This window comes from Klebsiella sp. SYXHC3 (assembly GCF_057196925.1).
In genome coordinates this window covers 299,944-313,200 of sequence record NZ_JBXUNG010000004.1, presented here as the reverse complement: position 1 = coordinate 313,200, position 13,257 = coordinate 299,944, and the positions used below count along the sequence as shown (strand labels likewise).

Sequence of the window (13,257 nt, the reverse complement as noted above, 5' to 3'; positions counted from 1 at the left end):
TAACTCCCGGATTAGTCAGGTCGAGGGTAAGGCGAGAAGAAAACAGGGCGGCGAACCGCCCTGGAGTTGATAACAGGGTTATTTGTGCGCGCCCTGGTCAAGCATCGCGCTGGCATCGGAGACGGTGAAGGAGCCCGGTTTCTGACGCGGCGGGAATTCTTTAAACGTCGCCAGCATTTCTTTTGCCGACTTCTGCGCGCCGCCCATCAGGAACATGCGATCGTAGAACCAGGATTGGTAGCCCATCCCCTGGTCGCCTTTCTCCAGTGGATCGACGGCAAGGTCAAAGATCATCGGCGCACGCAGTTTGGTGAACGGATAGCGCCACAGATCGAGACCGGTGTGTTCCTGGATCATAAAGTGGATCTTCCAGCGGCCCTGACGCATTGCCAGCAGATCGCCGTCATCGCTCCAGTAGAAGAATTCGTTACGCTGGTCTTTCCCTTTGCCCTGCAGGAAGTCGAGCTGGTTATAGCCATCAAGGTGAACCTTGTAGGTGATGGACGGCGTTTTATAACCTTTCAGCATTTCCTGTTTGATGTTGCTGTCGCCGGCAGCGGCAACCAGCGTCGGGAACCAGTCGTAGCTGGCGAACATGTCGCTCACCACGGTGCCCGGTTTGATGTGGCCCGGCCATTTGATCATTGCCGGAACGCGGAAGCCGCCCTCCCAGCCGGTGTTTTTCTCACCGCGGAATGGAGTTTCGCCTGCGTCCGGCCAGGTGGCGGTCATCGGGCCGTTGTCGGTGGTGTAGATAACGATGGTGTTATCTTCGATGCCGAGATCTTTAATTTTCTGCAGCACCTGGCCGACGATTTTATCGTGCTCAACCATGCCATCGGCATAGGTTCCCAGCCCGGTGACGCCAACGCTGTCGTCTTTGAGGTGGGTTTTGTTGTGCATACGAGTGGTGTTGAACCAGGTAAAGAATGGTTTACCGGCTTTCACCTGGCGCGCCATAAAGTCGTTGTTGGCGGCCAGTGTCTCTTCATCCACGGTGCCCATACGCTTCACGGTCAGCGGACCGGTATCTTCGATCTTGCCGTCAGCGGTACTCTTAATTACCCCGCGCGGGCCAAACTGTTTACGGAAGTTCGGATCTTTCGGGTAATCCGGGTTTTCCGGCTCTTCTTCAGCATTCAGGTGATACAGGTTGCCAAGGAATTCATCGAAACCGTGCGCGGTCGGCAGGAATTCATCACGATCGCCCAGGTGGTTTTTACCGAACTGGCCGGTGGCGTAACCCAGTTGTTTGAGGACGTTGGCGATGGTCGGATCTTCCTTCTGCAGACCCTGCGGCGCTCCCGGCATCCCGACTTTACTCATCCCGGTACGGAATGGCATCTGGCCGGTAATGAATGCGGAACGGCCGGCGGTGGAGCTCTGCTCGGCGTAGTAGGAGGTAAACTTCGCGCCCTGCGCGGCGATGCTGTCGATATTTGGCGTCTGGTAGCCCATCAGACCCTGATTGTAGGTGCTGAGGTTCAGGTAGCCGATATCATCGCCAAAGATAACTACGATGTTAGGCTTTTTAGCATCCTGCTTCGGCGCTGCGGCGTCGGCTGCGTGAGCAACGGTCACCGCGCCGGAAGCTAATGTCAGCATACTGGCCAACATTGTTCTCTTAAAGGGAATGTTTTTAAACATAGTTCGCTATCCTTTTATTTTTCCGGGTTTTTAAATGATCTGGAAAAATAGGTTGTTAACGAAGCGTCTAATTTATTTTTAAATTAGCAAGGGTGTTTTTTATTAAAAATAAATTAGACGCTTCAGTGGGCAAGAAAACGTTAAACGGTTCTCGTCGGTGTCGGCATTCTATTAAGCTGAAACTATCGATACGAGGGGGGAGTCTCTAAACGGACTGAAATAAATGGCAGGATGAACTAAAAATGCTACCTTTAATTGACAGGCTTAACTTTGGCAGACTATTTTTCGAGAGGCTTAAATAAATGATAATTAATGAGGCAACATGAAAACAACCTATTCCGACGTTATTGATCAATATAACCATGTTGTCGCCAGCGACCTTGAGTTGATTCAACCGCTGATCTCGGCAAATCAGCCACGAATCATCAAAGACAATGGCGTTTTCAGAATTGAGCCTGGCGAAGTCGTCATTGTAGTTGAAGGCATTATTGCGATAGAAGTGGAATACAATGTGGGTTTTGGCTCCGCGGGTAAACGCGGTGTCCTGAGCAAAACGCGAGATATGCTGCAGGTCGGCAAAGGGATCCGCGGTATGATTTTAGGTATTATTGAAAACTATGGCCCGGCGCTATCGCTAAAATATACGGCAAAGAAAAATGTCAAAATAGTGACCTGCGGTAAGGAAGCGTTTGAACACTATTTTATTCAACGCGATCGGTTTGCTTATCTGATGGAAATCATGGCATTTCAGCTATCGTTGATTATTGATGCACATCACGAAAAGAATTTACCTTCACGCTACGATACGATTAAATCAATGATTTACCGTTACAAAAAACAGCAGGATGCGGGAGTATTACATGATAGAAGCCTGGCTAGCTTTATTCTGAAAAGAACCAAAATGTCGCGCAGCTACCTTTTCAAAATTCTTGCTGAGCTTAAAGAAGGGGGATATATCAAAATGGAGAACGGTGAACTGATCGATATTGCGCACGAACTGCCGGAGAAATTTTAACCTCCTGTGACTGGGCGCGAACGTCATTTCAGTGGCGCAGAGGTCGTCTAACAGATCCTGGGATTACTTTACTCTTTATTACGCTTGCCCGCTGGGCGACGAATCATGTATGCCGAAGCCAGTTGCCGTGCGGAATCTAGCCCGTCGTGTTTCTCTTACCGCGATGAGAATGGGGAGATAGTTGCTCTACAATGACCGTTTGTAGGTTTGCTTTTATTTGTGGTTATATCTAGAATGCAGTTAATTATTCTGTCATAAATTCATCCTGCTAGTGAAATAAACCATTGTTTTTTCGTTTTAAGGGATACGATTTTGCTGAGAAGGGAGGCTTCTTTGTGTTCAATGGTGCAGTGCGCTCTGACGTAAACAATTTCGTTAATATAGAAAAGGGAAGGCGCGGTAGAAAGAGTCAGCCGTTTATCTCTTTCTCCAAAAATGGGGGGCATGTCAGGATCGCGGCTTTCATTGCTCGTCACGGAGAACATGTTGATATTCAAATAGATTATTCCACCAGAACCATCCGGGTTAAGAAGGTGGAACATCACGGCGTGCGTATTAACGTCGGCGGCGTCTTTACCCGTAAGGTACTGGTGAAGCAGTTTCTGTTTGGCGAGAAGAAGACCATCCGCGTCGATCTCACCCAACAGGACGATGGCTGGTTTTATGGCGACTTGCCGGTAGAGTTCACGGCCAATTGCGCATAGTGCGTTATTGCCTGAATTAGCCATTATCCAACTATGTTGATACGGAGATAGCGGATAATGGCTTTTTTATATCAATGAGATATAAATACGAGTCATTATAGTTTCGTATTAAAAATTTATTTTTAAGTAAATAAGTACCATTAAATCCTATTAAATAATAGTTATTTCCAATGATATCTTTGCAATAATTAAGGGAAAATAGAGACTCAAAAAAGGAAACGATAATTAATGGAACATTTACTCAGACATTGTGAACAGGTTGCCGTTGGCCCCTATAGCCGCGATGCCCGGGCGCTGGCGCATGAAGTGATCGATACCATTTCGGCGGGCGTTCCGCCGGAGCAGTTGATTCTCCCCTGGATGTCGGTTAAAGAGGGGCTGCCCGACGCCAATAGCGGGCGCTACGTGTGCGCTTATACACCCGCGAAATCTCAGGACCGCCGCTATCAGCTGGTCTCCGCTGCCATGTTCCGCACCGTTTGTCGGGACGCCACCCACTGGTTTTATATGTGGGAAGCGCTGTGATGGTGGGGGGGGATTTGTAGTGGTTTATGCTTCAATGCATAGATTATTTTGCTAGTACAGTGAATCAAACTTTAACAACGTCAATATAAAAATATTTGGTAGTTAAATCATTCGCACCGCTAAATCCTTATATAATAAATATACTATTGAGATAGTCGTTAGGGAGCAGGATTGGACTGTGGTTTTTTTTATACAAGTTGTTGAGGGGAAGCATGATCGAAATAATAAGTGATAAGAAAATATTAAGAATCTCCGCATTTGAAAGAGAAAATACACCTAATGCACCTGCTTATGATTGGATAAAAACCTACGTCGAATATCACCTCCCTGAATTGAATGTACAATATCAAGCTTCTTTCAACGTTGGTGAACTTTCCGAACTGAAAGATAAACTTATCGCGTTACATACCCACTTAATAAATGAAAATGCCCATACCGATGTTATTTTTGAAAGCACCGAAAATCAGCTAAATCTGGTATTTACACCATCATCTTTTGGCCATGGAGCACTTATGTCGTTAACGTTGAGGCCAGAAAACCCGGCTGAAAGCGTAGTGATCAGTGATTGTTTGGGGCTTGATGAAAGCTATTTTCCCGCGCTCATTGCTGGTCTGGAAGAGATCATCAATTTACAAAGATGATGCATTAGAGTATTGATAAGTCAGATATTTAATTAGAAGCCGCCAGGATGCTACTCTATGAAATCTGCTCTTGCTAATCTATGCCAATCCATCGGGATTCAGTCCGCGAGTCTGCTGGAAGCTATCACAACCTGCCTTTGTTCTGTCGCCGCGCTGGGTAGCCTTTTTGTGCTTGAAGGCTGGGGCATGAAGATGGCTGGTTTTGTCGGGTTTTTGGCGCTGGCTTACGTGGTTGCCTGGATAGTGGATATAGTAAAAGGCGAAAAGTAGAGCCAAACATTTTGATTCATTACTCAGATTCTTGAGATTTGGACGGATTGGACTTATCACTATCAGAGGATCTTTTTTGCCGGAGGGTGTGAGCACATGTAAGAGGGGCAGCCAGATAAAAAATCAGCCATTTGTGCATAGCTCACATTTGAACAATTAAATGGATAAACCTTTTGATACTTAAGCAAAATATAGTCCATATTATAGCCTTGTACCGAACGTGGATATTTTAAGGATAAAAATATGTCAGCAGTAATTGATAAAGCACTGGATTTTATTAATGGCATGAACACGTCATCTTCAGCACCGCACACCATGGATGAAAGTACGGCTAAAGGCATTTTCAAGTATCTTAACGAGTTAGGAGCTCCGGCCAGCGCAGCTGATGTATATGCCCGGGGCACTCAAGAGGGCTGGGATCCTGAATTTACTAAAACGTTAGCGGGATGGGCGGAACGAATTGAGTCCGGCGAGCGTATAGTTATTAAGAATCCTGAGTACTTTTCTTCATACATGCGCGAGGAGCTGCGGGCGCTGGTATAAGGCAGTTCTGCTCAATTTGAGCATCAGCTTTACAGGCGCGTTTGTACTCCGCAGTACTTGCATGCCGTTTCCTGTCGGTATCCTGGAAAAGACTAAGGGCTTACGAGTAATCGTAAGCCCTTGATATTTGGTGGCCCCTGTTGGGTTTGAACCAACGACCAAGCGATTATGAGTCGCCTGCTCTAACCACTGAGCTAAGGGGCCGTGGCGAGGGATTATAATGTAACTGCACGCTGCAATCCAGCGTAAAGCGCTCGGCTGCTGTTTTTATAAACAATGCATTTTCAATCCTTTATAATCAGCTTTTTAGTCATTCAGCCGGAGAAATTATGATTAGTGATATCCTGGCGCCGGGGCTGCGGGTGGTCTTTTGCGGGATCAATCCGGGGAAGTCCTCCGCGCATACGGGGTTCCATTTTGCCCATCCCGGCAATCGTTTCTGGAAGGTCATTCACCAGGCGGGGTTCACTGAGCGGCAGCTGAAGCCGGAAGAGGAGCAGCATCTACTGGATACCGGCTGCGGTATCACCATGCTGGTTGAGCGGCCGACGGTACAGGCCAGCGAGGTTGCCCTGCTGGAGCTGCGTAATGGCGCGCAGGAGCTAATAAGCAAAATCCAGGACTATCAGCCGCAGGTGCTGGCGGTACTCGGCAAGCAGGCCTATGAGCAGGCGTTCAGGGTGCGTGGCGCAAAGTGGGGAAAGCAGGAAGCGACCATCGGTGAAACCGAAATCTGGGTACTGCCCAATCCCAGCGGTTTAAACCGGGCGACGCTGGACAAGCTGGTTGAAGCCTATCGCGAACTGGATGAGGCGCTGGCGGGGCGAGGGCGGTGATGGCGCCCGATAGCAGGCATAAAAAAAGCTCCCCGCGGGGAGCTTTTTACTCTCTTTGCAGCGCGACGATTAATCGTCGAGGAAGCTACGCAGCACTTCAGAACGGCTTGGGTGGCGCAGTTTACGCAGCGCCTTGGCTTCGATCTGACGAATACGTTCGCGGGTAACGTCGAACTGTTTACCTACTTCTTCCAGCGTGTGGTCGGTGTTCATGTCGATACCGAAACGCATACGCAGCACTTTCGCTTCACGAGCGGTGAGGCCCGCCAGCACGTCGTGCGTTGCCGCACGCAGGCTCTCGGTGGTCGCAGAATCCAGCGGCAGCTCGAGGGTGGTATCCTCGATGAAGTCACCCAGATGCGAATCTTCATCGTCGCCGATCGGCGTTTCCATGGAGATAGGCTCTTTGGCGATTTTCAGCACCTTACGGATTTTGTCTTCCGGCATCAGCATGCGCTCAGCCAGTTCTTCCGGCGTCGGCTCGCGGCCCATTTCCTGCAGCATCTGGCGGGAGATACGGTTGAGCTTGTTGATAGTCTCAATCATATGCACCGGAATACGGATGGTGCGCGCCTGATCCGCGATGGAACGGGTGATAGCCTGACGGATCCACCAGGTCGCGTAGGTGGAGAACTTGTAGCCACGACGGTATTCAAACTTATCTACCGCTTTCATCAGGCCGATGTTGCCTTCCTGAATCAGGTCGAGGAACTGCAGACCGCGGTTGGTGTATTTCTTGGCGATAGAAATAACCAGACGTAAGTTCGCTTCAACCATCTCTTTCTTCGCACGACGGGCTTTCGCTTCGCCGATGGACATGCGACGGTTGATATCTTTAACCTGCTCGATGGTCAGACCGGTTTCTTCTTCAATCTGCTGCAGTTTCTGCAGGCCGCGCTGAACGTCTTCTTTAACGTCATGCAGCTTCTCGGACCACGGCTTGTTCATAGCCACGGCGGCGTTGAACCAGGTTTCGCTGGTTTCGTTGCCGGTGAACAGGGTGATGAAGTTTTTCTTCGGCATTTTGCACTGTTCAACGCACAGCTTCATGATGATACGTTCTTGAGTACGAACGCGATCCATCATGCTGCGCATGCTGTTGACCAGGTAATCGAACTGTTTCGGCACCAGGCGGAACTGTTTGAAGACCTCGGACAGCTTGAGGATCTCTTCCTGCGCGGCGGCGTGGCTGCGACCTTTCGCTTTGATGGTGTCGCGAGTCAGCTCGTACTGGGTGCGCAGCTCGGCGAATTTCTCGCGGGCCAGCTCCGGGTCGATGCTGTTATCGTCATCGCTGTTGTCGTCGTCATCATCTTCTTCTTCATCTTCGTCGTCGTCCATCTCTTCCTGAGACAGCTCGGAACCGACGTGAGTGGCGGTCGGCGCCATATCTTCTTCAGCGTTCGGATCGACGAAGCCGGTGATCAGGTCAGACAGGCGAGCTTCTTCAGCTTCGACGCGATCGTACTGTTCCAGCAGATAGGTGATGGCTTCCGGATATTCCGCAACGGAGCACTGGACCTGGTTGATCCCGTCTTCGATGCGTTTAGCGATGTCGATTTCGCCTTCGCGGGTCAGCAGTTCAACGGTACCCATTTCGCGCATGTACATGCGCACCGGGTCGGTCGTACGGCCAATTTCAGATTCAACGCTCGACAGCACCTGGGCCGCCGCTTCTTCTGCGTCTTCATCGGTATTATTGGAGGTTTCAGCAAGCAGCAGATCATCGGCATCCGGTGCTTCTTCCATCACCTGAATACCCATGTCGTTGATCATTTGGATGATGTCTTCGATCTGATCGGAGTCGACGATATCTTCCGGCAGATGGTCATTGACCTCGGCATAGGTCAGATAGCCTTGCTCCTTACCACGTTGGACAAGAAGCTTCAGCTGTGACTGCGGGTTTTGCTCCATAAGACGGTATCCACACTTAATTCGTTTGATTGGTGCAGGCAGACGAACTGCCAACATTTAAAGCGAGGGCGTACTTATATTATTGCCGCTGCGCCTCAGCGCGGCTGTCGGGGGCTTCCCGATCGATATTCGGCACTTAAGCCGTTAAATTCATTTTTTGGCCAGTTCCTGGCTGATAGTCCAGAGTTCCCGGCGCTCCTCACTGCTTAAACCGTGTGTGCGATCGCGAGCTATCAACTCTTCTTGTCGCAGTTCCAGCAGTGAGTCAAACATATGGTTGAGCGAGTCGGTGAAGGTTTGTTCAGCGATATCCTTATCTGCTATATCGTCCCACATCGACAGTTTTTCAAGGGTTGCTGCTTCATTTGTCCCGCGATACTGTTCTAAAAGTTGCCCGGTGGTCAGACCTGGCTGCGCCAGACACGTATTGACCAGTTCGCTGAATAAACCAAGTCCTGGCATCTTCTGCTGATCCAGACCCGTCAAGGGCGGAACCAGCGGCGCCAGATCGGGGTTCTGCACCAGTAACCCTATAAGTATACGCATGGTCGTGCGTTTTAGCTGCGGCGCCGGGCGTTGAGCGCTATTTTCCGCCTGTTTCGGCATTAAACGTTCAAGCTGGGCGTCATCCAGAATACCCAGCTTGTTACCCAGCTCCTGACGCAAATAGATGCGCAGCGTTTCACCCGGCACCTGGGTTATCAGCGGCAGCGCCAGCGTACTCAGCTGCGCGCGCCCATCCGGAGTGCTCAGGTCGACCTGCGGCATCAGGCTATTAAACAAAAACGTGGAGAGCGGCTGTGCCTGCTCCATCCGCGCTTCAAACGCCTCTTTGCCCTCTTTACGCACCAGCGTATCCGGGTCTTCGCCATCAGGTAAAAACATAAAACGCAGCTGGCGGCCATCGGTCATATACGGCAGCGCCGTTTCCAGCGCGCGCCATGCCGCGTCGCGGCCAGCCCGGTCGCCGTCGTAACAGCAGATGACCTGATTGGTCGCCCGGAACAACAGCTGAATGTGGTCGGCGGTCGTCGAGGTGCCCAGCGAGGCCACGGCATAATTAATGCCGTACTGCGCCAGCGCGACGACGTCCATATAGCCTTCGACCACCAGCAGACGCTGAGGTTCGGCGTTATCCTGCTGCGCTTCATACAGGCCGTACAGCTGGCGGCCTTTATGGAAAATATCGGTCTCCGGGGAGTTCAGGTATTTTGGCAGCGCATCGCCCAGCACGCGCCCGCCAAAACCAATCACCCGGCCTCGCTTATCGCGGATCGGGAACATTACCCGTTCGCGGAAGCGGTCGTAACTGCGCCCCTGATCGTTGGTGACCAGCATGCCTGCATCAATAAGCGACTGGCGGTTTTCCTGATTGCCGCCAAAACGTTTTAAAACGTTATCCCAGCCAGGGGGAGCGAAGCCTATTGCGAAGCGGGTAATCACCTCGCTGCTTAAGCCGCGTTTTGCCAGATACTGGCGCGCGGGTTCGGCGGCGGGTTGATTCAGAGACTGTTGGTAAAACGTGTTCAGACCGTCCAGCAGCTGATAGAGATTTTGCCGCTGATGCCGTTCTATCTGGCTCGGTCCATTACCTGCTTCATAGGGCACTTCAAGGTTGTGCATGGCGGCCAGCTCTTCGACGGTTTCGACGAACTCGAGCTTGTCGTAGTTCATCAGAAAGTCGATGGCGTTGCCGTGCGCACCGCAGCCGAAGCAATGGTAAAACTGTTTTTCACCGTTGACGGTGAAGGAGGGGGTTTTTTCGTTATGGAATGGACAACACGCGTGATAATTCTTGCCCTGCTTTTTCAGCTTCACCCGAGCATCGATCAGATCGATGATGTCGGTGCGCGCCAGCAGGTCATTGATAAATACGCGTGGGATTCGTCCAGCCATATGCCCCGTAATCTATACACTGCATCCTGCAAACGGCCTCGATGTATTGCCTGAAGACAGTTTGAACGATCTCGTGTATCTGCTAATGCATAAACGAAAATAAGCCGCGCATTCCTTTCGGAAGCACGGCCTTACAACTACAACTCGGTCTGAATTGAGAGCTTCGCTCTCAACAGATTAGTACAGACGAGTGCGGCGTGCGTTTTCGCGAGCCAGTTTCTTCGCGTGACGTTTCACTGCAGAAGCTTTAGCGCGCTTACGTTCGGTAGTCGGTTTTTCATAGAACTCACGACGACGAACTTCCGCCAGAACACCTGCTTTTTCGCAGGAACGCTTGAAGCGACGCAGAGCTACGTCGAACGGCTCGTTTTCACGTACTTTAATTACCGGCATGTGCCTCTCACCTTTGATTAATTCGGTTTGCCGCTGGCCGCAATGCCAGCTTATTTCAAAATGGTGCGGAATTTTACTGCAACTACTGCTGCTTTGTAAAGCACCGGCGCCTTTTTTGAAAGGGGACTTTTATAAGGGTGAGGAGTATACACGAAGAGAACACCAGGGGTGAGCAAAGTTTTACATCGCCGGTCATTGGTCCTACACTGCGCGGTATTGAAACGAGGTAAAACAACTCATGCGTGTACTGGGAATTGAAACATCCTGCGATGAAACCGGCATCGCTATTTACGACGATAAACAAGGTCTGTTAGCCAACCAACTGTATAGTCAGGTGAAATTACATGCTGACTACGGCGGCGTGGTGCCTGAGCTGGCGTCGCGCGACCACGTACGTAAAACCGTTCCGCTGATTCAGGCGGCGCTCAAAGAAGCGGGCCTGACGGCGAAAGATATTGATGCCGTTGCCTATACGGCAGGCCCTGGCCTGGTGGGCGCGCTGCTGGTCGGCGCGACCGTTGGCCGCTCCCTGGCGTTCGCCTGGAACGTGCCGGCGATCCCGGTACACCATATGGAAGGGCATCTGCTGGCGCCGATGCTGGAAGATAACCCGCCGGCGTTCCCGTTCGTCGCTCTGCTGGTTTCCGGCGGCCACACCCAGCTGATTAGCGTCACCGGCATTGGTCAGTATGAGCTGTTGGGCGAGTCAATCGACGATGCCGCTGGCGAAGCCTTTGATAAGACGGCGAAACTGCTGGGGCTGGATTATCCCGGCGGGCCGATGCTGTCGAAAATGGCGTCCCAGGGCACGGAAGGTCGCTTCGTCTTCCCGCGGCCGATGACCGATCGTCCAGGGCTTGATTTCAGCTTCTCCGGCCTGAAGACCTTCGCCGCCAATACCATTCGTAACAACGGCGACGATGAGCAAACCCGTGCCGATATCGCCCGCGCATTTGAAGACGCGGTTGTCGATACGCTGATGATTAAATGCCGCCGCGCGCTGGAGCAAACCGGCTTTAAGCGTCTGGTGATGGCGGGAGGCGTGAGCGCTAACCGTACGCTGCGCGCGAAGCTGGCGGAAATGATGAGCAAACGCGGCGGCGAAGTATTTTATGCCCGTCCTGAGTTCTGTACCGACAACGGCGCGATGATCGCTTACGCCGGGATGGTCCGCCTGCAGGGCGGTGCTAATGCCGGCCTCGGCGTCACCGTGCGTCCGCGCTGGCCGTTGGCAGAACTGCCGGCCGCCTGATAAGCCTGTTACAAACAAAAGCCGCCCATCGAGGCGGCTTTTTTACGCGTGGATTAAGGCTGCTGATAATCCTCGGCGTCGATGTCGTAGCCCGACGGCTCCCAGCGGATAGCCAACAGCGACAATAGCCCAATCAGCGGCGCCGCGGCGATGATCCAGAAGACGCGGGTATCCAGCGCGGCGACCAGCAGCGGGAAGAGGAATAAAGAAAGCGTTGAGCTGCCGCGCATGAGCGTCTGGTTGAGCCCGACGCCAACGCCGCGCAGCGATGTCGGATAGCTTAACGAGGCGAAGGTCATGGTGTGCGCGCCGGGGCCGAATCCCTGGCCGAAAAGGAACAGTGCCAGCATCGCCACGGCAGCGACGCCTTCACCTGCGCCATCAGGGCGGCCAATCAGCGCCAGGCCGAGCAGCGCCGTCAGCTGGCAGCCATAACCCGCCAGCGACATCCGCCACGCCCCGAAGCGCGGTACCAGGCGTACCGCCAGTATCCCTCCCACGAAAGCGAACAGCAGATTCAGCGCCAGCGAAATCAAAATCGTCGTCAGCATCGATTGCACGAAGAAGCTGGAGATGATCACCGGCAGACCGAACGCGACGGCGTTATAGGCAAATGAGGAAACCACCGATAGCAGGGTAGAGAGCGTCGTGCGGCGCAGGTAGACACCGCGGAACAGGCGCAGATAGTTACTCCATTGGGCGCTACGAACTTTTGGCGCCGGTTTTTCCAGCGCGTCCTGGGCAACGTGCGCATTGATGTTGTACGCCTGGCGTAGAATAGAAGCAGCTTCACGCAGGTTACCCTGGTTGGCGGCCCACACCGGCGATTCGCTCATGTAGCGGCTACGGATAGCGATAATCACCAGCGCCGGGATGGCGCCAAAACCAAGGATAATCCGCCATAGCCAGTCGCTATGGCTTTCCGGCAGGACGGCATAAAAAAAGAGTACCAGCAGATAGGAAATGCTGATCGCCGCGTACCACGTTGGGCACCACATCGCCACGCTGGCCGCCTTGTTGCCGGGACCTTTGAGCCTCGCGAATTCGCTGAGAAACGCCATCGCCACCGGCAGGTCGATCCCGACGCCCAGGCCCATCACGAAGCGTGCGCCGGTAAGGACGTATTCATTCGGCGCCAGCGCGCAGGCGATGGCCGCTACCACGAAGAACAGCATATCCGCCATAAACACACGGTAGCGGCCAATTTTGTCGGTCAGATAACCGCCGAGTAGCGCGCCAACGATAGCGCCGAAGGTGATGGCCGAGGCGACCATCCCGGTACCGGCAGGCGTCAGGTTGAATTCCCGGGTGATATCTTTCAGGCCGAAGGCCAGCGAGCCAAGATCGTAGGCATCAAGGAAAATACCGCCGAGGGCGATTCCCATGACGATACGCGCGTTATTGCGCCCGCTGCTGCCTTCGTTTATGAGGCGCGAGACGTCCGCCGCGCTGCCGATCCATTTTACTTCCCCGCCGGGCGACGCAGAGGTTGCCGCAGGCGTCGCGTTAATTACATCAGTCATGGTGTTGTGCTTTTTTCTCTTATAAAGAGTTTCAGAGTAAACAGCGACGCGGGGGGGAAAAAATCACTTTTGGTTATAACTCATAACTAAGTCATTGT

At 52.4% G+C, this 13,257-nt stretch carries 14 protein-coding genes and 1 tRNA gene; 8 read left to right on the top strand and 7 right to left on the bottom strand.

Annotated features, from left to right (window positions below; genetic code table 11):
- Positions 1-78: 78 nt before the first annotated feature.
- Positions 79-1,647, bottom strand: coding sequence for an arylsulfatase (locus tag AC2CGP_RS13395; protein ID WP_213759559.1), 1,569 nt, complete (start codon positions 1,645-1,647; stop codon positions 79-81).
- A gap of 322 nt (positions 1,648-1,969) precedes the next feature.
- Here AC2CGP_RS13395 and AC2CGP_RS13390 point away from each other — a divergent pair, with 322 nt between their 5' ends.
- Positions 1,970-2,662 (top strand): helix-turn-helix domain-containing protein, encoded by a 693-nt coding sequence (locus AC2CGP_RS13390; protein WP_048229503.1) that lies wholly within the window; start codon positions 1,970-1,972, stop codon positions 2,660-2,662.
- Between the two features lie 260 nt (positions 2,663-2,922).
- Here AC2CGP_RS13390 and AC2CGP_RS13385 read toward each other — a convergent pair whose 3' ends face one another.
- Positions 2,923-3,159 (bottom strand): hypothetical protein, encoded by a 237-nt coding sequence (locus AC2CGP_RS13385; protein ID WP_223575780.1) that lies wholly within the window; start codon positions 3,157-3,159, stop codon positions 2,923-2,925.
- A 36-nt stretch (positions 3,160-3,195) separates the two neighbouring features.
- Between AC2CGP_RS13385 and AC2CGP_RS13380 the strand changes: the two genes are divergently transcribed.
- From AC2CGP_RS13380 to AC2CGP_RS13360, 5 genes are all read left to right on the top strand, one after another.
- Positions 3,196-3,366: a hypothetical protein gene (locus tag AC2CGP_RS13380; RefSeq protein ID WP_015369621.1), complete on the top strand. Its 171-nt coding sequence runs from the start codon at positions 3,196-3,198 to the stop codon at positions 3,364-3,366.
- A gap of 228 nt (positions 3,367-3,594) precedes the next feature.
- Complete coding sequence (locus AC2CGP_RS13375) at positions 3,595-3,891, top strand: hypothetical protein (protein ID WP_015703534.1); 297 nt, start codon at positions 3,595-3,597, stop codon at positions 3,889-3,891.
- A gap of 212 nt (positions 3,892-4,103) precedes the next feature.
- Positions 4,104-4,532 carry a WapI family immunity protein gene (locus AC2CGP_RS13370; RefSeq protein WP_015703533.1) on the top strand — a complete coding sequence of 143 codons (429 nt, stop codon included), beginning with the start codon at positions 4,104-4,106 and terminating at the stop codon, positions 4,530-4,532.
- Between the two features lie 57 nt (positions 4,533-4,589).
- On the top strand, positions 4,590-4,802 hold the full coding sequence (locus AC2CGP_RS13365) for a hypothetical protein (protein ID WP_484502357.1): 213 nt from the start codon (positions 4,590-4,592) through the stop codon (positions 4,800-4,802).
- Between the two features lie 243 nt (positions 4,803-5,045).
- A complete protein-coding gene (locus AC2CGP_RS13360) occupies positions 5,046-5,345 on the top strand; it encodes a DUF1889 family protein (RefSeq protein WP_015369626.1) in 300 nt (99 codons plus the stop codon).
- 128 nt (positions 5,346-5,473) lie between these two features.
- Here the strand turns inward: AC2CGP_RS13360 and AC2CGP_RS13355 are convergent.
- Positions 5,474-5,549, bottom strand: a tRNA-Ile gene (locus AC2CGP_RS13355).
- 125 nt (positions 5,550-5,674) lie between these two features.
- On the opposite strand from AC2CGP_RS13355, the gene mug reads away from it, so the two are divergent.
- Positions 5,675-6,181, top strand: coding sequence for a G/U mismatch-specific DNA glycosylase (gene mug, locus AC2CGP_RS13350; RefSeq protein WP_045359807.1), 507 nt, complete (start codon positions 5,675-5,677; stop codon positions 6,179-6,181).
- 69 nt (positions 6,182-6,250) lie between these two features.
- Here the strand turns inward: mug and rpoD are convergent, their stop codons facing one another.
- The 3 genes from rpoD to rpsU all read right to left on the bottom strand — a co-directional run bounded on the left by rpoD (position 6,251) and on the right by rpsU (position 10,384).
- The gene (gene rpoD / locus AC2CGP_RS13345) at positions 6,251-8,095 is read right to left on the bottom strand and encodes an RNA polymerase sigma factor RpoD (RefSeq protein ID WP_015369628.1); all 1,845 of its coding nucleotides are present in this window, start codon (positions 8,093-8,095) and stop codon (positions 6,251-6,253) included.
- A 150-nt stretch (positions 8,096-8,245) separates the two neighbouring features.
- The gene (gene dnaG, locus AC2CGP_RS13340; RefSeq protein WP_015369629.1) at positions 8,246-9,991 is read right to left on the bottom strand and encodes a DNA primase; all 1,746 of its coding nucleotides are present in this window, start codon (positions 9,989-9,991) and stop codon (positions 8,246-8,248) included.
- A gap of 177 nt (positions 9,992-10,168) precedes the next feature.
- Positions 10,169-10,384: a 30S ribosomal protein S21 gene (gene rpsU / locus AC2CGP_RS13335; RefSeq protein WP_001144069.1), complete on the bottom strand. Its 216-nt coding sequence runs from the start codon at positions 10,382-10,384 to the stop codon at positions 10,169-10,171.
- 238 nt (positions 10,385-10,622) lie between these two features.
- Between rpsU and tsaD the strand changes: the two genes are divergently transcribed.
- Entirely contained in the window at positions 10,623-11,636 is a 1,014-nt protein-coding gene (tsaD, locus tag AC2CGP_RS13330) for a tRNA (adenosine(37)-N6)-threonylcarbamoyltransferase complex transferase subunit TsaD (RefSeq protein WP_032712539.1), read from the top strand.
- A gap of 53 nt (positions 11,637-11,689) precedes the next feature.
- Here tsaD and AC2CGP_RS13325 read toward each other — a convergent pair whose 3' ends face one another.
- A complete protein-coding gene (locus AC2CGP_RS13325) occupies positions 11,690-13,159 on the bottom strand; it encodes an MFS transporter (RefSeq protein WP_020077904.1) in 1,470 nt (489 codons plus the stop codon).
- Positions 13,160-13,257 lie beyond the last annotated feature (98 nt).